Below are 21,191 nucleotides of genomic sequence, written 5' to 3'. Positions count from 1 at the left end.
GGGAATCGAGGAAGTAGCGCATGAAGAAGTGGCAGTGTGTGGTCTGTGGCCTGATCTACAACGAGGCCGAGGGCTGGCCGGATGACGGCATCGCCGCGGGGACCCGCTGGGAAGACGTGCCCGAGGATTGGCTGTGCCCGGACTGCGGTGTCGGCAAGTCGGATTTCGAGATGATCGAAATCGCCTGATCGAAAAAAATCAAACAACCATGGATGTGGAGAAGGGAATGAACGCACCTGTCGTGATCGTCGGTACCGGATTGGCCGGTTACAACCTGGCCCGGGAGTTTCGCAAGCTCGACGGCGAAACCCCGCTGTTGCTGATCACCGCCGATGACGGGCGTTCCTACTCCAAGCCCATGTTGTCCACCGGTTTTGGCAAGAACAAGGACGCCGACGGCCTGAGCATGGCCGAACCCGGTGCCATGGCCGAACAGCTCAAGGCCGAGGTGCGCACCCATACGCGCATCAGCGGCATCGACCCGGGCCACAAGCGCCTGTGGATCGGCGAGGAGGCGGTGCACTATCGCGACCTGATTCTGGCCTGGGGCGCGGAAACCGTGCGCGTGCCGGTCGAGGGCGATGCGCCCGAGGCGATCTTTCCGATCAACGATCTGGAGGACTACGCGCGTTTTCGCGCCGCCGTGGCCGGCAAGAAGCGTGTGCTGCTGCTGGGAGCCGGGCTGATCGGCTGCGAATTCGCCAATGACCTGATCCTGGGCGGCTACGAGGTCGATCTGGTGGCGCCTTGCGAGCAGGTGATGCCGACCCTGCTGCACCCGGCCGCGGCGGCGGCGGTACAGGCCGGCCTGGAGAGCCTGGGCGCGCGTTTCCACCTCGGTCCGGTGCTGACCCGCCTGCAACGGGTCGGCGACCGCCTGCAGGCGCACCTGTCCGACGGCGAGATCCTGGACTGTGACGTGGTGGTCTCGGCCATCGGCCTGCGGCCACGCATCGATCTGGCGGCGGCGGCGGGGCTGCAGGTCAACCGTGGGGTGGTGGTCGACCGCCATCTGCGTACCTCCCACGCGAACATCTATGCCCTGGGCGACTGCGCCGAGGTCGACGGTCTGAACCTGCTCTACGTCATGCCGCTGATGAACTGCGCCCGGGCCCTGGCCCAGACCCTGGCCGGCAAGCCCACCGCGGTGAGCTATGGTGCCATGCCGGTGACGGTGAAGACGCCGGTCTGCCCGCTGGTGGTGTCGCCACCACCACGGGGCCTGGAGGGCGCCTGGACGGTCGAGGGGCAGGGGGCCGATATCAAGGCGCTGTGCCGCGATGCCAGTGGTCGCCTGCTCGGTTACGCCCTGACCGGCGGCGCCGTCGCGGAGAAACTGGCGTTGAACAAGGAACTGCCGGCGCTGCTGGCGTAAATAACGCTCCTTCTGTCGTAAACACCCTGCTTTTGCCTCCACAAAGGTCGCGGGCAGACTGGCGCGGGGCTCGGCGCCGTGCCATTCTCCTCCCGTCTGTCGCAGCGTAGAGCCTGCGGCGCTTTGGGCGCTGTTCCGGAAGAACAGCACGGACATAAAAACAAAAAACCGTCAAAGAGGCTTCACTATGCGTAAACCAGAACTCGCCGCTGCAATCGCTGAAAAAGCGGATCTCACCAAAGAACAAGCCAATCGTGTGCTCAACGCGGTTCTCGAAGAAATCACCGGCGCGCTGCACCGCAAAGACAGCGTCACCCTGGTGGGCTTCGGCACCTTCCTGCAGCGTCATCGTGGCGCCCGCACCGGCAAGAACCCGCAAACCGGCGAGCCAGTGAAAATCAAGGCCAGCAACACCGTGGCGTTCAAGCCGGGCAAGTCGCTCAAAGACAGCGTCAACCCGTAAGCCTCATGGCAGTACTCCCGGAGCAAGGGGGGTGTTGGGGAAAAGTGGGCACGCCGATCGGATCGGGTGCCCATTTTCATTGCCAGCAGGGAAAAAATGAGAGCGGCGTCATGAGCGGGCACTGGGTGCCTTGATTGTTACCAGTTATTGCCTGAAGATTCGCGGCTAATCGAGCCATCCACCTGCATGGAAAGCGTCTTCTACCATGACTGCATACCGCCTTCAGGAAGCCGAGCTGGACATTCCTGAGACCTGGCAGGACCAGACCCTCAACATCTTCAAGCTGCCCGCCGTCGGTGGTGCGCGCGAAGCCAGTTTCGTCATCAGCCGCGACCCGAGCCGTGGCGACACGCCGTTTGCCGACTACGTCGAGGTCCAGCTGAAAAGCGCCGGACAGCAGTTGCCCGGTTTCAACCTGATCAAGCGCTGGGACTTCGTGCTGAGCGAACATGCCGCCGTGCTGCTCGACTACAGCTGGCAGCGCGAAGGGCGCGAACTGATGCTGCGCCAGGTGTTCATCGACCGCCAGCCGGTGGGCCTGATCGCCACCCTGACCACCACGCCGAACGATCTCGTGCACCACGAGCCGGCGTGGAAGGCGGCCTTGCAGACGCTCAAGCTGCAGCCTCGGACCTGATCGGCGGCCATCGACAGCATGGACATGTTGGCCGCCGCCCGACTCGGCGATGAGATAGCCCACGGTTTCGGCGTGGCCGCGATGGTTGCCGGTGCCGTGGCCGGTGCGCTGATCGGCGCCGCGGTGGTGGCCGCCACCGTGGCCACCGGCGGCGCGGCGCTGGCGATCATGGCCGGTTCGATCGCTGCTGGCGGGCTGTCGATGTTCCAGATCGTCAAGGGCCTGAACACTATCTTCGATTTACCGGAGCCGACGACCGGAACGCTGATACTCGGCAGCCAGAATGTCTTCATCAACAGTCGCAACGCCATGCGCGCCGGGGTCGATGCGGCGGATTCCTGCTCGGGCCTGCCGCTGAACCATCCCTACTGGCCGTTCAACGTCGAGATCGCCGAAGGCAGCGCCACGGTCTATATCAACGGCCAGCCGGCGGCCCGGCTGAAGAGCAAGATGAGCTGTGGCGCGCACATCAAGACCGGCAGTCCGAATACCTTCATCGGCGGGCCGACGGTGGCCGTGGCATTCGTCCTGGATATCGAGGGCTGGATGCATACCGGCCTGGAGGCCCTGGGCCTGGCGGCGCTCGGCGGTGCGGCGATACTGGCGGCGATGACCGGGCTCGCCGCCCTGGGCGGCTTCGTCGTGATCGGCGGGGCGATGATGGGTGGCATGGAGCTGCTGGGCCAACTGGGCGACCGCCTGGGGCCGGGCTACCGCGACCTGCTGCAGGGCGTCGCCGGCATGGCCCTGCTGGGCATGGGGCCGAAGATGGCGCGCCTCGCCGAGACGCCGACGCCGCGTGCGGCGGCCTACAAGGCCGGGATGACCGAGGCCGATATCATGGCGATTCCCAAGGGCAGTCGGCCACCGCCGAGCGACTACCTCGAAGGCTCGTACATCGACAAGCACCTGCAGACCTTCAAGGACGAGGGCGGCGGCTTTCTGTTCACCGCCGACGACATTTCCAATCCCAAGTACGGCTCGTTCAACCCGAACAAGTTCGTCATGGCAAAGTCCGACCTGCAGGGCGTGGTGGCCGAGTACCAGAAGGCCGGCGATGTCTCGGTGCTGGAGTCGGCCCTGGGCTATGACCCCGGCTCGCTGGTGGGCAAGGACATCTACATGGTGAGCCTGGACAACCCCAAGGTGCTGATGCCCACCGGCAACGAAGGGGGCGTCAACTCGCTCTGGCGCCCCGGCGGTCTGACCTATCCGGGCGGCATGCGCGAGGCGGTGCTGGACAATGTGCCGATTTCCCACGGTAATGACGTCAACGTGCTGATGTCGACCCACGATGTAGTGAAAATCCAATGAGCAACCCGTTCGACAATGTGCTGCAACTGGCCCTGGCCAACGATGAGCTGGACAAGTTCCTGGTGGGCGAGCCGTTCTACTTCCTCGAAGCCAAGGTCGACAACGACGAGCCGCAGAACGTGGTGGCGGCCTTCGACCAGTTGATCGTGCCGTACTGGCGCCTGACCCATGATGCGAGCTTCCCGACGCGTTTCGTCGCGGCCCTGCTGACCCTCCTGGCGACCTATCCGGATCGCAACCGGGCGATCTACATCGCCCATGACTGGGTCTGGTACTACCGCTTCTGCCAGGACAAGCAGCGCAAGCAGCCGCAGGGCCCCTATGGCGACCTGTTCGACGTCGACCTGGGCAGCGTGGCGGTGGCGCTCAAGCGCCAGCTGGAGAGCTGCAAGGCCGACCTGCAGGCCGACACCCGCTGGGCGGGTGCGGCCTGGAACAGTCCGGACGGCATGTGGACGCCGCTGATGCGTTCGGCGCTGATGGTGCGGGACAAACTCGGCGGACCGGACTTCGTGCCGGCCAATGCCTGAGTCAGGCCGTCATTGCCTGTGCGGGGTGGCCGGCGTCCTTGAGCAGGGCGTCGACCTTCTTCAGGTGATTGAGCAGGGCGCCGACATTACCGGCATTGATCAGCGTGCCCTGGGCGAACGCCTTGTTCAACGGGATCATGGCGCTGGACACCGCGTGGTTGGCCTCGGCTTCCAGCAGGTTTTCCTGGAGTTGCCCGAGCATGTCCCTGAGCAGGGGATCATCCAGGGATAGCGGCGCGCCCAGGTCATGCTTCTTCAGCGTACTGACCAGCAACCCCAGCGCCACGCTGGCCCGCATCAACGCTCTTTCTCTAGCATCCATTCGCCATCTCCCATGTTGACGATCCTGGTGACGACTCAAGAATAGACCACGATTGTGACCAACCCGCAAACAGAACATCGGGACGTGAAGTCGCACCCGTTTATCGACGTCAGCGGCCCACGACGGGATAGTGCCTGATGCGGCACGGATGGCTGTTGCCATCGCCCTTGCAGATGCCGTCCAGATACCGATAGTCGACCCGTACCGGCTGTCCTTTGCCGGGCCAGCGTTTGCGCGGGAGCGTGGTCTGGTAGTCGGGGGTTTCCGGGGTGAAGGTGAGATTCGCACCCGCCTCTGGGCACTCTGCCGTCGCCGATTGTGGGCTGGCTTTCAGTACCTGGGCCTGTAGCTGCGGATAGGGTTGTTTCACGACTTCGGTGATGCGCAGTTCCAGGTGGCAGATCTGCCAGGTTGCGGCGTGTGTGGGGATGCACGGCACGGAAAGTGCCAAGACCAGTAGCGCAGGGTGCATGACCGGATTTTTCATGATTTCGCAACGCCTCGGTGGTGGCTATGGCCTTTCATCCGGACTGCAGCAGTGAGGTTCGTCTTCTTCAGCTCGCATGCCTTGATCAGGGCCTGATGGGTGTCAGGCATGATCATCAGTATGTCGTGTCGCCTTCAAAGCTCTGCACGGCGGTTTTGTAGACCGTGCTCCAGCTATCGCCTGATGGACTCTCCAGGATGTTCCTCGAACCAAAAACGTAGAGCGTATCGCCCAGGGAAATCTTTTCTTTCAAATGTTGTGCTGACTCAGGTACACAGAACTGATGAAGGAAGACCATGGGTTTCCCCTGGTGATACAACCAAGCAGGTTCGCCGACCCATTCCGGCTTTGCATCCAGGACAAGGAACTCGTTTTCCAGCCGTTCGGTCAGCCATTTCTTCTTGTTCTTCGGTGCTCCTTGCTCGACATATTCGTTGTAAAGAACCTGAGCAAAATCTTCGGCCCCCTCAGCTTCGATGGAGGCTGAATGCTTTTCTGCAACCTCCATGGCCACACCCCAGAAAACGTGAAAATCCGTCAGCTCGCTCATGCCTTATCCTTTCAAACGGGTGTGTTTTACCACTGCCCGGTGGTTTTTATGATTTTTACCAAGTCCCAGCCGGTGTGGCGATAGCTGTCCATGGACTCGTGCCCCCAAGGTGTGGCCTTGGTCAGGTTCCAGTCCTCGTGGGCGACCTTGGATCCCGCACGCTGAGGAATGTACTGGTGATTCAGCTCCATCGAGACATCGATGCGAGCCGTTTTGCCCACTCGACCCAATCGCCGGTTTCTCGGGGTGTCACGATAGCGGACTTCCACCCTCATCCTAGGGGCCTTGCCGGCAGACATCCGGGCCAGGTTCTTCGAAGAGTATTTGCCTTTTGGCGCATTACGGGCAGTGTTTTTCCAGTAGTTTCTTCTAGCTGTGCTCCAGCACTTCCAACCCCATGGGTCCAGCCAGCCAAATGGGTTAGGCGCGTACTGGTAAAGGTTGAACCCACCCTCCAGCCCGATCGGATCCGGCGTGGTGAACCTCCCGATATCGGGATCGTAGAACCGGAACGTGTTGTAGTGCAGCCCGGTCTCACGATCCAGGTACTGCCCCTGGAACCGCAGGTTCTGCTCCTCGATGTAATAGGGCTCGCGTATCTCTTCCAGGGTGTTGCCCCAGACCCTGTAGCGTGCGTGCCACAGCGTATGGCCGTCGCTCTCCGTCAGTTGCTCCGGCAGACCGTTGAGGTCGTTGTGGTAGTAGCGCACCTTCTGCAGTGCGCCCAGCCCGTCGACCCGCGCCAGTGGCTCATAACCTCCATCGTCATACAGGTACAGGCTGGTCTGGCCATGCCGATGCTCCTGCAGCAGCCGTAGCCCATCCCAGGTAAAGCGCGTCTCGCCCAGTGGATAGCCATTGTCGTCATGCTCGTTCTTCTCGATGCGCCGCCCCAGCGGGTCGTAGCGCATACGCACAACAGTTTGCTTCGCACCTTCCTGGTTGTGTACCTCGATCAGCCGGTGCTCGGCGTCATAGACAAAGCGTTGCACCCGCCGGCTGCCGCTGCGCTTCTCGATCATCCGTCCGAAGGCGTCGTAGCGATAGCGCTTGTCCTGGTAGGTCAGCAGTTTGTTGTGCACCACCAGCCCGGCACCAGCCGCCGGGCCGTCGAGCAGGTTGGCGGCGGCGTCGTAGGCGAAGGTTTCGTTCTGGCCCTGGACGTTGTCCTGGCTGGCGAGGATCCGCCCGGTGGCGTCGTAGTGCAGCAGTTGGCGCCGGTCGCCACGGGGCTGCTGGTCGAGGCGGCCAACCAGATTGTCGGCCGGGTCGTAGTCGAAGTGCTTCTGCACCGGAGCCGGCAGCGCCGAGGGAGGGCCGGCGGGACGGCGCAGGCGTGAGCGCAGGCGGCCGCTGCGGTCGTAGTCGCTGCGGGTGCTGAGCTGGCCCTGGGTGCGCAGGACCTCGCGGTGCAGGCGGTCGCGCTCGAAATCGCTGATCACCTGGCCGTCGAGGTTGAGCTGGTGCAGGTGCCCGCTGCCGTAGTACAGACGGTTGATCCAGCGGCCGTCTGGCAGCTGCGTTCGTTGCAGATTGCCCAGTTCGTCGTAATGGTGCTGCAGGCTGCCTGCGGCGCTCTGTTCTTCCAGCAACTGGCCGAGAGCGTCGTAGGCGAAACCCAGGCTCTGGGCCTGTCCGGCGTTGTCGGTGAAGGTCACGGCGATCAGTTGGTCGATCGGGTCATAGCTGTACTCGGTACGGCCATCATCGGTGACCTTCGCCACCAGGCGGCCGACTGCATCGCGCTCCAACTGGTGGACGATGGGCCTGACGGGCTCGTTCGGCACCGCTGCCAACCCGCTGCCGAATGGGGCCGGCATGTACGCCACGCGGGTCACGTCATCCAGGCTGTCGTAGGCATAACGCCGGGCGCTGCCATCGAGGTCCTGCTGCTCCACCAGGCGATCGCCGGCGTCCCAGAGGAAGCGGTAGCTCTCGCCGTTTTCGTTGGTCAGCGCCTGCAGGCGACCGTAGGCGTCGTAGCTGAACTGCACCTGGCGGCCGACGGCATCAATGCGCTGGCGCACCTGGCCGCGGCGGTCGTACTGGTAGGCGGTGGTGTGGCCGGCCGGGTCGACATGGCCGGTCAACTGGCCGCTGCTGTCGCGCAGGTACTGTTCGACGCGACCGTCGGCCAGCGTGGTCTGCAACAGATTACCTTGGGCATCGTGCTGGTAGGTGGTGCGTTCGCCGAGCGCGTCGGTCACCACCTGCAGGTAGCCGCGACGGTCATAGCCGAAGCGGGTCGGATAGCCGGAACAGTCCACATGCTCGATCAGTTGCCCGAGGTCGTTCCATTGCAGTGTCTTGCTCTTGCCACTGGCATCGATGATCCGCACCACCTGGCCGCGGGCGTCGTAGCGGTACTGGGTGACCTGGCCCAGCGGGTCGGTCTCGTGGGTGCAGTTGCCGCGCGGGTCGTAGCGGTATTGCCAGCTGTGGCCGGCGCTGTCGGTTTCCACCAGCGGCAGGGCCCAGTGTTCCAGCCAGACGGTTGAATCACTGCGTCCCAGCGGGTCGAGGCTGTCGCTGAGGTTACCGGCTTCGTCGTAGCTGTAGCGGTACTGGCCACCCTGGGGGTCGATGGCACCGAGCAACTGGCGCTCGTCGTTCCATTCGAACTGCCAGGTCTGGCCGAGGTTGTCGGTGTATTCGGTGATCTGGTGCTGCGGGTTCCAGCGCCGGAAGCTGACCCGGCGCAGGCCATCGGTGATCCGGGTGGTGCCGCTGTCCAGGTCGTAGTCGAACAGGTATTCGTCGCCATCGTCGGTCCAATGGCGAATGACCCGCCACTCGCGGTTGCCTACTTCCGCCCACTGGTAGAAGCAGCGCAGGCCAGTGGGTAACTGGTGTTCGACCATACGCCGGTGTTGGTCATAGGCGAAGCGCCGCTGGACCTGACCGAGGGCATCACGGACTTCGGCCAGGTCGCCGACGTTATCGTAGGCATAGCTGACCAGCACTTCGCGCTGTTGATCAGGGTATAGGCGTTCGACCTGTTCGACCCGTCGCGGCCATTGCGGGCTGTAGATCAGTTCCACCTGAACAAGGTCGAAGGTGTCGCGCAGCCGGGCCAGCTTCCCCGACTCGTCGTAGTCGAGATAGATACGGTTGTCGTTGCGATCGCCCAACTGGCTCAGGCGCAGATGGGCAGGATTGGCCAGGGTCGGCTCGAACAGGCGGTACAGGCCGTCGTCGCTCTCGATCAGCAGTTGGCCGTTGCCGTTACGGCGCACGGACAGACCTTCACCGGCACTGAACACCGCACCACCGAGCGCGATCGTGCCCATGTCGATGCGTCGTGCCTGTTCGTCGGTATAGACCAGTCGCTCGCCGCCTTCGGGATGAGGCTCGATTTGGACGAAGGTTTCATAGGGCAGGCTCCAACCGCTGCCGAGCAGGCTACCCTGGCGTTCATCGCGGCTGTTGTAGAAGCGCTGCCAGTCGATGGGCAGGATGCCGGGCAGGACGAAGTCCAGTTCGTCCTCGCCACCCAGTACCTTGGCGCCCGTGGCGGCATGCACCGGGTTGGGCGAGCCGGCGATGGCCCGGGTCAGGGCGCCGGTGGCCTGGCTGACGACGAACGAGTTGACCCCCGACAGCAACATGCACGGCAGGTTGCTCAGGAACTTGCCCTTGCCGCCCTTGAGCATCATCAGCACGGTGACCGCCAGGCCGACGCCCGGGGTCTTGCCGCTGCGGATCTCGCGCACCACCACCGAGTTGCCGCCGATGGTCACGTTCGGCGAGATGGTGCCGGAGGACACCACCTTGCCGTCGCAGGTGCTGCGGTCGCCGCTGCGCACGGCCGGCTGGCCGTTGATGCTGACTTTCTCCGAGCCTTCGGCGAGGTACTGCTCCGGCATCGGCGAATGCTTGGTGCAGCTCACCAGGTCCAGCGGCTTGGGTTGCGTACCGGGTGCCGGGCTGGCGACCGTGGGCCGCCACATCTGCGAGAAGAAGCCCTTGGCCATGTCGAGAAAGCCCGGGCTTTCCTCCTCCGGCGCGGCTTCTTCCGGTATGTCGGCAGCCTCGCTGCCGGGCACGCCGCCCGCTGGTGCCGGTGGGGGTGCGGTGCCGGCAGCCCGTGCGGCGGGAATCGAATTGGTGAGGGTGTTCTTCGAGCCGGTCTGGATGGTCGCCTGCACCGTGGGCGGGAACAGCGCATTGCCGATCCCCTCGCACATGTCGCTCAGGCCCTTGTCGGCGCCGGTCTTGCTCATGACCACGCCAACGATCACCCCCACCACCGCGCCCAGCAGGCAGGCACCGAGACCGCCGGTGGCCACGGTAATGCCGGTGGCGGCCACCACCGCCGCCGTCGCCAGCGCGCCGATGGCGACGTTGGCCGCTACCTCCAGCACACCGCCGACGATGTCGGCCATGACCGAAGTGTGTTCCAGCCCGTCTCCCAGGCGGGCGGCCCAGAGTGCGTCGGACATGGCTCAGACCAGTGCCAGGCTGTGCTTGATCCTGGCCCAGTGGGCGGCCTCGGCCTCACCCAGGGGCCGTGCCTTGACGTAGCTCAGGGCGGTCATCTTGCGCGTGCCGGGCAGGACGAAGGCCAACTGGAACTGGTAGACCTTGTCCGCGCCCTTGCTGTACTGGCTGCGCGACTCGATGGCGTCGAGGGACTGGTCCGCGCCCAGGCGGATGTCCTGACGCGCCTGGTAGCGCAATTCCTGGACCTGCTGTTCGAGGCGCTTGAGCTGGCTGTCGAAGTTGCTGCGCAGGTCCTCGCCCTCGGCCAGCAGGCTGCGGCTGACGATCAGCGACGTGCCCAGTTCCGGAAACTTGAGGATATTGATCGAGGCGTCGAGCAACTCGCTGTCGGGTAGCTGGAACTGGAACTCGTTGAGGCGATAGGTCATGGCGTGAAATCCTTTTTACTTGGCCTTGGGGAAGGCCGCTGCCACCTTGGCGTCGATCGTTGTTTTCACGCCGTCACCGTCCGGTGCGGCGTCGGGGCCCTTGCCGTTGTTCAGATGCAGGACGCCGCCGGTGTTGAACTGCGCGTCACCGCTGGCGTGGAAGCTGATCTGCACGCCGCACAGGTTGATCTGGCCGCTGGCGTTGAGCTCCAGCACGCTGGCGCCGCAGACCAGCCGCAGGTTTTCGCCGACCTCGATCAGGTAGCTCTGGCTGACGCTGTCGGTCTTGCTCTGGCCGACGGTGAGCACGTCCTCCTGCTTGACGATGCGCACCCGGTTGTTGCCGATCAGCACGGTCTCGTCGTGGCCGATGCTCTTGTTGCGGTCATGGCCCACCGAGTGGCTTTCGTCGACCTCGACCACGATGTCCTGGTTGCGCTCGGCATGGATGTACAGCTGCTCGGCGCCCTTCTTGTCCTCCATGCGGATTTCGTTGAAGTTGGCCGGGCTGCCGCCCTTGCTCGAACGGCTCTTCATGCCGCTCTGGGTGGCGTTGGCGGGCAGGTCGTAGGGCACCGTCTGTTCGGCGTTGTACACCCGGCCGGTGATGATCGGCCGGTCGGGGTCGCCTTCGAGGAAGCTGACGATGACTTCCTGGCCGATCCTCGGGATCTGCATCGAGCCCCAGTTCTTGCCGGCCCAGGCCTGCGAGACGCGAATCCAGCAGGAGCTGTTTTCGTTGGACTGGTCGTGGCGGTCCCAGTGGAAGTGCACCTTGACCCGGCCGAACTGGTCGGTCCAGATCTCTTCGCCAGCCGGGCCGACCACCACGGCGGTCTGTGGACCGCGGACGATGGGCCGGGTGGTGTTCGCCAGCGGACGGAAGCTCTGTTGGGCGTCGATGCAGGTCAGGCTGCTTTCGAACTGCGAGCCCGCGGTGCCGGTGCCCGATTCCAGGCTTTCCTGGGCGATGTAGTAGCGTGCGGCGACGATCAGGTATTCGCGGTTCTGGTCCTGGCGGCCGAAGCCGGTCAGGCTGAACAGGTTGCCGGCACCGATGCCGCGGGCGTTGCCGTTGAGCTGCACGCGCTCGTGCAGGCTCTGGATCGCTTCGATGCGGGTGCGGGCGTAGTGTTCGCCGTCCTGGCTCTGCACGTAGCTGCCTGGGTAGTCGTACAGTGGATAGTCGCCGGCGGTGTGTGGGCGTGGCATGGTCGAGCGTACGTCGATCCGTGCACTGGGGCGCTGGAAGTCGTAGTCGTTGAGCTCGAGGGAGCCGGGCTGGACTTCCTGGGCCAGTTGCCAGCCATTGAGGTGGTCGCGCTCGCGGTGCTGGCCGTCCGGCGGGTAGTAGGGGATCGACTCGTAGCCGGGGGCCGGGTGGTGGGCGCCGTAGGCGTCGGCCAGCACCAGTACGTGGCGGTCCTTTTCATGGCGGAAGTAGTAGTAGATGCCTTCCTGTTCCATCAGCCGGCTGACGAAATCGAAGCTGCTTTCGCGGTACTGCACGCAGTATTCCCACTCGCGGTAGGGCTGGCTGAGCACGTCTTCGAAGTCGGAGAAACCGAGGTCGCGGAACACCTGCTTGATGATCTGCGGGATGCTCATGTGCTGGAAGATGCGGCAGTCGGACGTACGGGTAAGCAGCCAGAGCCAGGGTCGCAGGGTCACCTGGTAGCTGGCGAACTGGCCGGTGTCGACGTTCTGGCTGCAGCGCGCGACGATGCCGTGGAAGTAGCGGCTGGCCCCGCCCTGCAATTGCAGGGAAAGGCTCATGGGCTTGCCCAGCAACTGGTTCAGGTCGATGGCGCCGTCGGTGGAGGTCAGGTGCAATTCGTATTCGAAGGGCCGCCCCAGCTCCTCGCCGCCGCCCATGTCCTTGAGCAGCAGCACATCCGGCCCGAGGGGGCTGTGGACCTGGGTCAGGCGGGTGGCTTGTGTGAATAGCATCGGTTATCTCTGGGTCTTGTGGTGACTGGATAGAACCTGTGGCAAACGGGCCTCTGTGGCGAGCGGGCTTGCCCGCGCTGGGGCGCGAAGCGACCCCGAATCCTGAGCACTCGGTCTATCTGGTGTATCGAGTGTTCCGGTTTTACGGCTGCTTCGCAGCCGAACGCGGCGTTGCGGCGTCCCGACGAGCCCGCTCGCCACAGGTTCAGTTGCCACACCTGTGTTAGGCTCAGATATCCACGTCGCTGAACTGGTAGTGCAATTCGTTATCCCGCACGCCGATCCGCACGCCGGCCAGCGCCTTGCCTTCGAGCATGCGCGTGAGGAACTCGCGGCTCATGTCCGGCAGCAGGCTGTTGGTCAGGATCGCGTCGATCATCCGTCCGCCGCTTTCGGTCTCGGTGCAGCGCGAGACGATCAGGTCGACCACCTCGTCGTCGAAGTCGAAGGCGACCTTGTGCGTGCTCTCCACGCGCTTCTTGATGCGCCCCAGTTGCAGGCGGGTGATCGCCTTGAGCATGGTGTCGCTGAGCGGGTAGTACGGAATGGTCACCAGACGGCCGAGCAGCGCCGGCGGGAAGATCTCCAGCAGCGGCTGGCGCAGGGCCTTGGCGATGTCCTCGGGGTCGGGGACGTTGCTGGCGTCCTTGCACAGGTGTGCGATCAGCTCGGTACCGGCGTTGGTGGTGAGCAGGATCAGGGTGTTCTTGAAGTCGATCACTCGCCCTTCGCCATCTTCCATCACGCCCTTGTCGAACACCTGGAAGAAGATTTCGTGCACGTCCGGGTGGGCCTTCTCCACCTCGTCGAGCAGCACCACGCTGTAGGGCTTGCGCCGTACCGCTTCGGTCAGCACGCCGCCTTCGCCGTAGCCGACGTAGCCGGGTGGGGCCCCCTTGAGGGTGGAGACGGTGTGGGCTTCCTGGAACTCGCTCATGTTGATGGTGATGACGTTCTGCTCGCCACCGTACATGGCTTCGGCCAGGGCCAGGGCGGTTTCGGTCTTGCCCACGCCGGAGGTGCCGGCGAGCATGAACACGCCGATCGGCTTGCTCGGGTTGTCGAGGCCGGCGCGGGAGGTCTGGATGCGCTTGGCGATCATGCTCAGGGCATGGTCCTGGCCGATGATGCGTTTCTTCAGGTGCTGGTCGAGATTGAGCACGGTTTCCAGCTCGTTGCGGGCCATGCGGCCCACCGGGATGCCGGTCCAGTCGGCGACCACCGAAGCCACCGCCTGGTAGTCCACGGTCGGCAGGATCAGCGGGCTTTCGCCCTGCAGTTCGCTGAGGCGCCGCTGCAGATCGATCAGTTTCTCGCGCAGAGCGTGGCCCTGGTCGCCGCCGGCGTCGCTGTCCACCACGCCGGTGCTCTCGCGCAATTCGGCACGGGTGGCGAGCAGTTCGTCGACCAGGCTTTTTTCCTCGGCCCAGCGGCTTTCCAGCTCGGCCAGACGCTCGCGCTCATCGGCGAGCAGTTCTTCGCTGGTGCTCCGACGGCTGGCGGTGTCGATGCCGATGGCATGCTCGCGGGCGATGATCTGCAGCTCGGTTTCCAGCGCCTCGATGCGTCGCCGGCTGTCGTCGACCTCGGCCGGCACCGCGTGCAGGCTGATGGCGACGCGGGCGCAGGCGGTGTCGAGCAGGCTGACCGACTTGTCCGGCAACTGCCGCGCCGGGATGTAGCGGTGCGACAGCTTGACCGAGGCTTCCAGGGCTTCGTCGAGGATCTGCACCTGGTGGTGTTTCTCCATGGTCGAGGCGACGCCACGCATCATCAGCAGCGCCTTGTCTTCCGACGGTTCCGGTACCTGCACCACCTGGAAGCGGCGGGTCAGGGCCGGGTCTTTCTCGATGTGCTTCTTGTACTCGGCCCAGGTGGTGGCGGCCACGGTGCGCAGGCTGCCGCGGGCCAGGGCCGGCTTGAGCAGGTTGGCCGCGTCACCGGTACCGGCGGCGCCGCCGGCACCGACCAGGGTGTGGGCTTCGTCGATGAACAGAATGATCGGCTTGGGCGAGGCCTGGACGTCCTCGATGACCTGGCGCAGGCGCTGTTCGAACTCGCCCTTCATGCTCGCGCCGGCCTGCAGCAGGCCGACGTCGAGGCTGCGCAGTTCGACGTCCTTGAGCGACGGCGGCACGTCGCCGGCGACGATGCGCAGGGCGAAGCCCTCGACCACCGCGGTCTTGCCGACCCCGGCTTCGCCGGTGAGGATCGGGTTGTTCTGCCGGCGGCGCATGAGGATGTCCACCAGTTGGCGGATTTCCTCGTCACGGCCGACGATCGGATCGAGCTTGCCGCTGCGCGCCTGTTCGGTGAGGTCGACGGTGAAGCGCTTGAGCGCTTCCTGCTTGCCCATGGCGCTCGGTGCGATGGCGCCGCTGGCTTCGCCCGGCGTGGCACCGGCATTGAAGCCGTCGCTGGCGCCCAGGTTGTTTTCCGGCGAGTCGCCGACGTACTCGTCGAAACGCTCGCTCAGCGCCTCGGCCTTGATCTTGTCGAATTCCGACGACAGCCCCAGCAGGGCGTGGCGCAGGCTCGGGGTCTTGAGGATGCCGAGCACCAGGTAGCCGGTGCGCACCTGGCTTTCGCCGAACATCAGGCTGCCGTAGACCCAGCCGCGCTCCACCGCTTCCTCGACGTGGGAGGAGAGGTCGGTGATAGATGTCGAGCCGCGTGGCAGGCGGTCCAGCGCCTCGGTCAGGTCGCGGGCCAGGCGCGCCGGCTCGATGTTGAACTGGCGCACCAGGCGGTGCAGGTCCGAGTCCTGCAATTGCAGCAACTGGTGGAACCAGTGGGCGAGTTCCACATAGGGATTGCCCCGCAGCTTGCAGAACACCGTGGCGGCTTCGATGGCCTTGTAGGCGATGCTGTTGAGTTTGCCGAACAGCGCGGCGCGACTGATTTCACCCATGCTCTGTGCTCCTTGAGTGGTGGGCTGGTGTGGCGTGTTCGGCGTAATGCCGGGCCAGGATCAGGTCCCTGGCGTCCTCTTTGGGTTGGCCGACCCAGGTGTTGAAGCCCAGGCGGAATTGGCCGTTGAGTTGCAACCGGGGGACTTCGGGCTGTTCCAGGACCAGGTTGAGGTCCCAGTCCAGCTCGTGTCCCAGGTATTCGGCGACCCAGGCCACCAGGTGGTGGAAGGGCTGCGCATCGGGCAGCAGGCTCATGTATTCGTCGAGCTTGAGCGGGCCGAAGCGGATGCGGAACTTGTGCTGGCGGTCCCAGACGTGGCGGCCCAGGCAGAAGTCCACGCCCAGCCGACTGGCGCTGACGCCGAGGCGGCTGCGCTCGGGCAGTTCCAGCCACTGGCCGACGTACTCCTCGATCTCCACCGGCAGGCCGAAGTACTCGCTGAGGATCGCCTTGAGGCCATCCGGGTAGCGGGTCTGGGCAGCCAGGTGGCCGCTGAAATGCAGTTTGGCGGTCGCCGGGATCAGCCCCTGGCGGAGCAGGCTGGGCATGCCGCGACCGCTGAGGGCGGCCAGGCGCTCGGACCAGTAGTCGTCATCCGGGCGGTCGTGGCTGACGGTCGGCCGGGCCTCGGCCCAGGCCCGGTAGAACAGGCTCAGCAGGCGGTGGTGGAACACATCGAGAAAGCGCTTGCTGGTGCTGTCGGCGTTATTGCGCTGGCGCTCGCGCACGTATTCGGTGATGTGCAGCGGCAGCGGGCCGTTGGGGCCGCCGAGGCCGAAGAAGAACTGCTCCAGGCGCGCCGGGGCGGTGTCGCTGGCGGGCGTCATCGAGGCCAGGGTCGCCGGGGCGAAGGCGCAATCGAGCTGTTGGCCCAGGCGCAGTGGGTCGTCCGCCAGGCGCAGCGAATGGCCGAAGCGCGGCAGGTGCGGCGATTCGCACTCGATACGCCGCAGCGCCTGGAAGAAGTCGTATTCCCAGGGCTCGGCCTGCATCGCCGTGAGCGTGCTCACAGGGTCGGACGGCGTCCGGGCTTGGCTTTCCATCGCATGATCTCGCCGCGTTCGGTGGTACGGATCACCGTCTCGGTAAAACTGTTGATCGACACGTAGCGTGCCAGGAAACGTTCGAACACCGCGCCGAGGAGGAACACCCCGGTGCCGCGGAACGCGTTCTCGTCGAATTCCAGGGTGATCTCCAGGCCACGGCCGAAGACGATCGGTCCGGGCATCGGCAGGCGCCGGGTGCAGGCCTTGCTGCTGACTTCGCGCAGGCCCTCGATCTGCAACTGCAGGGCGGCATCGTTGCTTTCGCCGTACAGCCGCAGCAGTTCGCGCAGGGCGGCGGCGCCCTGGCCGTCCTCGCTCAGCGACAGGTAGTTCAGCGACAGCTGGCTGATCAGGCGCCAGGCCTTGTTGTCGTGGGCATGGCTGGCCCGTGGCCGGCTCGGCCCGGCCAGGCAGCGCACCGCCGACACCGGGGCGCTGTCGGCCAGGGTGAAGTCGCTCTTGCCACTGCCGACACTCATGAACAACGGCAGGTCGCGGTTGGTGCACAGGGCCGTGACGCCGAGTTGGCGCAGGTCGTGGCGGTAGGGCGCCTGCTGGCTGTCGACCAGGCTGACGAAGGTCTCGCTGCCGATGTAGGTCGAGCGGGTGCCCTTGCGCCGCTGCTCGCTGGACAGCACCCGTGGCTCGCGCCGCAGGATGTAGTAGGCCTGGTCGCGACCGTAGCGTGACGGGTCGCGCACCGCATAGAACGGCAGGAACGGCTGGTCGGGACCGGTACCGTGGCCGGTGACGCCGGTCAGCGAGTGGATTTCGAAATCCATCGGCCGTGTGCGGTCGGCGATCACATGGTGTTCGTTGACCCGCTCGGACAGGTGGATGCGGTCCAGGCGGCGCGGGAACAGGTTGATCGCCGGGGTGCAGAACGGCACGAATTGCGTGGCGCCGACGCTGCCCTCCAGGTTTGGGTCGAAACGCTCGAACAGCACGATCAGTTCCAGTTCCTGGCCGCTGCAGCGCTTGACCGCGCGGCCGAGCCCGCTGAAGTCGACGAACAGGTAGCGCTGGGGCAGAGCGAAGTATTCCTGCAGCAGGCGATAGCCCTGGAAGGCCTGGGCCACCACCGGCATCGCCGCTTCGCGGTCGTCGAAGCCGCAGGCGCGCAGGGCGTCCTGGGGCAGGCGCTCGACCCAGTCGCCACCCGGCGCCCTGGCGAACACCGCGCAGGCGTTGCCCAGCAGTTGCTCGTAGAGGCGGAACGGTTGCTCGTCGGCGCCGTTGAGGTACAGCGGCAGGTTGTCCAGGTCGAGCTGGTTGAACGGCAGTTCGGCGCCGGTGCGCAGGGTCAGGCGCAGGCCGGCCTTGGCCTTGGGCTCGCTGGCGGCCAGGCGGCCGAGCACGGTCGCCGGGTTGCCGAAGTACTCGGCCTGGCTGAGCTGCAGCGGCCACAGCGTCACCGCGTGAGCGGTGCGGTACTCGCAGGAGGTCTGGGTGTCCTTGCCGAGGGTGGCACGCAAGACGCTGTCACGCGGCAGGGTAAAACCGCCGGCCAGCGAGCCCTCGTCGGGGTCGGTCTGCAACTGCACCACGGTCATCGACGGCGTCGGGGCCAGGTAGTGCGGGTAGGCGATTTCCAGCAGGTTGTGGGTGAAGGTCGGGTACTCGGCGTCGAGCTTGAGCTGCACGCGCGCGGTGAGATAGGCGAAGCCTTCCAGCAGGCGCTCGACATAGGGGTCGGCGCAGTCGATCCCGGACAGCGTCAGGCGTCCGGCGATCTTCGGGTATTCCTTGGCGAACTCGGCGGCACTCTCGCGGACGTGCTGCAGTTCCTGGTTGTAGAGGTCGAGCAGGCGCGGGTTCATTAACGTCTCCGTTGCTCGGCCGGGACCACGCGTACATGGCCGGATTCCAGGTCGAGGTCGGTGCGCAGCAACAGCGGCAGCGGCGCCGGCAGGGCCCACAGGTCACCTTCGATCTCGAAGCTCAGGGCGTTGTGGTTCATCTCGCCATGGGCGACCTGGGCGCGGACCCGCAGGCTGCTGGCCAGGATGCGTGGCTCGAAGGTGGCGATAGCCTTGTGGATCAGGCTTTCCAGTGCCGGGATATCGATGCTCGAGGCACTGTAACCGGCCAGTGCCGGCAGGCCGTAGTTGATCACCGAGGTGCCGGCTGGCGTATGCAGGGTGGCATCGGCGTCGAGCAGCGAGGTGGTATTGAGCAGCCAGGTCAGGTCACGCAGCACCGAGGCCTTGAGTTGACTCAGGGACAGCACGCGCTTGTCCGTGCCTTCCTGCTGGTGGCCGGGTTCGTCGTCGGTCAACCGGTCGAGCAACGACGGTTGCAGGCGTTCGCGCAGGGCGAAGTCGCTTGGCACGCTGCTCATCGTGCAACGTCACAGGGGCTGGACGCTGCGGGGCGGCAGCTCCACTGTTCGGGAAGCGCAGGCTTGGCCATGCTCGGACACCGGCAATGTATCGAATTCTGGGGGAGTAGCACCCAATGCCCCCGACGCGGCGCGTCGAGGGCACGAGGATCAGATCTTGGTGTTCGTGCGGATGTTCCAGCCGAACTTGACCGGACCGCCCTGCTTGGAACCGTCGGCCTTCTGCTCCTGATACTCGATCTGGACCTGGGCGAAGTTCAGGGTGACGTTTTCGGTCAGGCGATCATCGCTGCCCGAACCGCCGGTGCTCAGCGAGGTGATCAGCACTTCGCTCAAGTCGATCTTCATGTACTCGACCTGGCTTTCGCCGCCGGCCTTGCGCACCACCAGGGTGACCTTGTCGACGTGCTTGCCGCTGGCGCAGTGCATCATCAGGTTGGGCGAGGCCTTGTCGACGTACTTGGTCAGCGACAGGTCCTGGACGTTCACCTTGCCGGCGCCACCGCCACCGCCCATGTGCATGTTGCCGGACTGGGACATGCCCCAGCTCCAGTTCAGGACGTCGATTTCGTCCTTGTGGGCCTTGTCCATGGACTCGCCCTTGATGTCACCGATCTTGATGAAGATATCAACAGCCATGTTTTCTCCAGTGTGGTCTGCACCACGAGGTTGTTAGCCAGGACCTGCCATCGGTGGCGAGGTCGCCGTTATTACGGATGTTGCTTTCCCCGTGTGGGAGCCGACTTGCTGGCGATCGAGTGCGCAGCACTCGTAAAGCCAGGGTATGCGGTCTTTCAGAAAGACCATGGGCTCGGGATTCACGGCCGCTGCGCGGCCGATCGCCAGCAAGCCGGCTCCCACAGGGGAAAACAGTGACTGGGGGTGTTACGCCCCCTTCGCCGACGGCAGCTTCGACACCAGGCGCAGCGACACGGTCAGGCCTTCGAGCTGGTAGTGCGGACGCAGGAAGAACTTGGAGGTGTAGTAGCCCGGGTTGCCTTCGACATCCTCGACCACCACTTCCGCCGCCGCCAGCGGGTGCTGGGCCTTGGTGGTTTCGGTGGAGTGGGCCGGGTCGCCGTCGACGTAGTTGAGGATCCAGTCCTGCAACCAGCGCTGCATCTCGTCCTTTTCCTTGAACGAACCGATCTTGTCGCGAACGATGCACTTGAGGTAGTGGGCGAAGCGGCAGGTGGCGAACAGGTACGGCAGGCGCGCGGCCAGGTTGGCGTTGGCGGTGGCGTCCGGATCGTCGTACTCGGCCGGTTTCTGCAGCGACTGGGCGCCGATGAACGCGGCGAAGTCGGTGTTCTTCTTGTGCAGCAGCGGCATGAAACCGTTCTTCGCCAGTTCCGCCTCGCGACGGTCGGAGATGGCGATCTCGGTCGGGCACTTCATGTCCACGCCGCCATCGTCGGTCGGGAAGGTATGCGCCGGCAGGCCTTCGACCTCGCCGCCGGACTCGACGCCGCGAATCCGCGAACACCAGCCGTAGTGCTTGAACGAGCGGTTGATGTTCACCGCCATGGCGTAGGCCGCGTTGGCCCAGGTGTACTTGTTGCTGTCGGCGCCGTCGGTGTCTTCCTCGAAGGCGAAGGCCTCCACCGGATCGGTCTTGGCGCCGTAGGGCAGGCGGGCCAGGAAGCGCGGCATGGTCAGGCCGATGTAGCGCGAGTCTTCCGATTCGCGCAGCGAACGCCAGCCGGCGTATTCCGGAGTGGTGAAGATCTTGGTCAGGTCGCGCGGGTTCGACAGTTCCTGCCACGAGCCCATGCCCATCACGGTCGGCGAGGCCGCGGAAATGAACGGTGCGTGCATGGCCGCGCAGATCTTGGACAGCTCGCCCAGCAGTTCGACATCCGGTGGCGACTGGTCGAAGTAGTAGTCGCCGACCAGGCAGCCGTAAGGCTCGCCGCCGAACTGGCCGTATTCCTCTTCGTACATCTTCTTGAAGATCGGGCTCTGGTCCCAGGCGGTACCCTTGAACTTCTTCAGGGTCTTGTGCAGTTCCGGCTTGGCGATGTTCAGCACGCGAATCTTCAGTTGCTCATCGCTTTCGGTGTTGTTGACCAGGTAGTGCAGGCCACGCCAGGCACTTTCCAACTGCTGGAACTCGGGGTGGTGGATCACCTGGTTGACCTGGGCGGTGAGCTTGGCGTCGATGGCGGCGATGATCGACTCGATCGACTTGATGGCGTCGTTGGACACCAGGTCGGTCTGCGCCAGGGCCTGCTCGGCCAAGGTGCGCACCGCGCCTTCGACGGCTTCGCGGGCCCGCTCGGTCTTGGGTTTGAATTCCTGCATCAGCAGGCTGGCGAACTCGCTGGGTTCGGTGGTGCCGCTTTGCAGAGGCTGATTGTCTTGCTGCAACTGGGTCATGATCGTTCGTCCT

At 64.9% G+C, this 21,191-nt stretch carries 18 protein-coding genes; 6 read left to right on the top strand and 12 right to left on the bottom strand.

Annotated features, from left to right (window positions below; all coding sequences use genetic code 11):
* The first annotated feature begins 20 nt into the window (after positions 1-20).
* The 6 genes from K675_RS0101465 (at position 21) to K675_RS0101440 (ending at position 4,319) form a co-directional block, all read left to right on the top strand.
* Complete coding sequence (locus tag K675_RS0101465) at positions 21-188, top strand: rubredoxin (protein WP_017901733.1); 168 nt, start codon at positions 21-23, stop codon at positions 186-188.
* Positions 189-226: 38 nt separating this feature from the next.
* A complete protein-coding gene (locus tag K675_RS0101460; protein ID WP_017901732.1) occupies positions 227-1,375 on the top strand; it encodes an NAD(P)/FAD-dependent oxidoreductase in 1,149 nt (382 codons plus the stop codon).
* A gap of 187 nt (positions 1,376-1,562) precedes the next feature.
* Positions 1,563-1,838 carry an HU family DNA-binding protein gene (locus K675_RS0101455; protein ID WP_003213368.1) on the top strand — a complete coding sequence of 92 codons (276 nt, stop codon included), beginning with the start codon at positions 1,563-1,565 and terminating at the stop codon, positions 1,836-1,838.
* A gap of 205 nt (positions 1,839-2,043) precedes the next feature.
* Entirely contained in the window at positions 2,044-2,475 is a 432-nt protein-coding gene (locus tag K675_RS0101450) for a DcrB-related protein (protein WP_017901731.1), read from the top strand.
* 18 nt (positions 2,476-2,493) lie between these two features.
* The gene (locus tag K675_RS0101445; protein ID WP_017901730.1) at positions 2,494-3,789 is read left to right on the top strand and encodes a PAAR domain-containing protein; all 1,296 of its coding nucleotides are present in this window, start codon (positions 2,494-2,496) and stop codon (positions 3,787-3,789) included.
* Positions 3,786-4,319 carry a hypothetical protein gene (locus K675_RS0101440; RefSeq protein WP_017901729.1) on the top strand — a complete coding sequence of 178 codons (534 nt, stop codon included), beginning with the start codon at positions 3,786-3,788 and terminating at the stop codon, positions 4,317-4,319. The genes K675_RS0101445 and K675_RS0101440 overlap by 4 nt, the downstream gene beginning before the upstream one ends.
* Before the next feature lies 1 nt (position 4,320).
* Here the strand turns inward: K675_RS0101440 and K675_RS0101435 are convergent, their stop codons facing one another.
* From K675_RS0101435 to tssC, 12 genes are all read right to left on the bottom strand, one after another.
* Entirely contained in the window at positions 4,321-4,641 is a 321-nt protein-coding gene (locus tag K675_RS0101435; protein WP_232434388.1) for a hypothetical protein, read from the bottom strand.
* Positions 4,642-4,750: 109 nt separating this feature from the next.
* Complete coding sequence (locus K675_RS0101430; protein ID WP_017901727.1) at positions 4,751-5,113, bottom strand: hypothetical protein; 363 nt, start codon at positions 5,111-5,113, stop codon at positions 4,751-4,753.
* A gap of 130 nt (positions 5,114-5,243) precedes the next feature.
* Positions 5,244-5,678: a hypothetical protein gene (locus K675_RS0101425; protein WP_017901726.1), complete on the bottom strand. Its 435-nt coding sequence runs from the start codon at positions 5,676-5,678 to the stop codon at positions 5,244-5,246.
* 26 nt (positions 5,679-5,704) lie between these two features.
* Positions 5,705-10,120 (bottom strand): RHS repeat-associated core domain-containing protein, encoded by a 4,416-nt coding sequence (locus K675_RS0101420; protein WP_017901725.1) that lies wholly within the window; start codon positions 10,118-10,120, stop codon positions 5,705-5,707.
* A gap of 3 nt (positions 10,121-10,123) precedes the next feature.
* Complete coding sequence (locus K675_RS0101415) at positions 10,124-10,549, bottom strand: DcrB-related protein (RefSeq protein WP_017901724.1); 426 nt, start codon at positions 10,547-10,549, stop codon at positions 10,124-10,126.
* Positions 10,550-10,564: 15 nt separating this feature from the next.
* Positions 10,565-12,499: a type VI secretion system Vgr family protein gene (locus K675_RS0101410; protein WP_017901723.1), complete on the bottom strand. Its 1,935-nt coding sequence runs from the start codon at positions 12,497-12,499 to the stop codon at positions 10,565-10,567.
* 229 nt (positions 12,500-12,728) lie between these two features.
* Positions 12,729-15,410, bottom strand: a complete 2,682-nt coding sequence (tssH, locus tag K675_RS0101405) for a type VI secretion system ATPase TssH (RefSeq protein ID WP_017901722.1) — start codon at positions 15,408-15,410, stop codon at positions 12,729-12,731.
* Positions 15,403-16,455 carry a type VI secretion system baseplate subunit TssG gene (gene tssG, locus K675_RS0101400; RefSeq protein WP_080635291.1) on the bottom strand — a complete coding sequence of 351 codons (1,053 nt, stop codon included), beginning with the start codon at positions 16,453-16,455 and terminating at the stop codon, positions 15,403-15,405. Before tssG ends, tssH begins: the two co-directional genes overlap by 8 nt.
* On the bottom strand, positions 16,419-18,278 hold the full coding sequence (gene tssF, locus K675_RS0101395) for a type VI secretion system baseplate subunit TssF (protein WP_017901720.1): 1,860 nt from the start codon (positions 18,276-18,278) through the stop codon (positions 16,419-16,421). Before tssF ends, tssG begins: the two co-directional genes overlap by 37 nt.
* On the bottom strand, positions 18,278-18,799 hold the full coding sequence (gene tssE, locus K675_RS0101390) for a type VI secretion system baseplate subunit TssE (RefSeq protein WP_017901719.1): 522 nt from the start codon (positions 18,797-18,799) through the stop codon (positions 18,278-18,280). Before tssE ends, tssF begins: the two co-directional genes overlap by 1 nt.
* Before the next feature lie 150 nt (positions 18,800-18,949).
* Positions 18,950-19,438, bottom strand: coding sequence for an Hcp family type VI secretion system effector (locus K675_RS0101385; protein ID WP_017901718.1), 489 nt, complete (start codon positions 19,436-19,438; stop codon positions 18,950-18,952).
* Positions 19,439-19,684: 246 nt separating this feature from the next.
* Complete coding sequence (tssC, locus tag K675_RS0101380; protein WP_017901717.1) at positions 19,685-21,178, bottom strand: type VI secretion system contractile sheath large subunit; 1,494 nt, start codon at positions 21,176-21,178, stop codon at positions 19,685-19,687.
* Positions 21,179-21,191: the final 13 nt, after the last annotated feature.

Origin of the sequence: Pseudomonas fuscovaginae SE-1, from assembly GCF_000364705.1 — a bacterium.
In the GTDB taxonomy this organism is placed as follows: domain Bacteria; phylum Pseudomonadota; class Gammaproteobacteria; order Pseudomonadales; family Pseudomonadaceae; genus Aquipseudomonas; species Aquipseudomonas fuscovaginae_A.
Note: the sequence above shows the minus strand (reverse complement) of the source record. Positions and strands in the feature narration are given on the sequence as shown.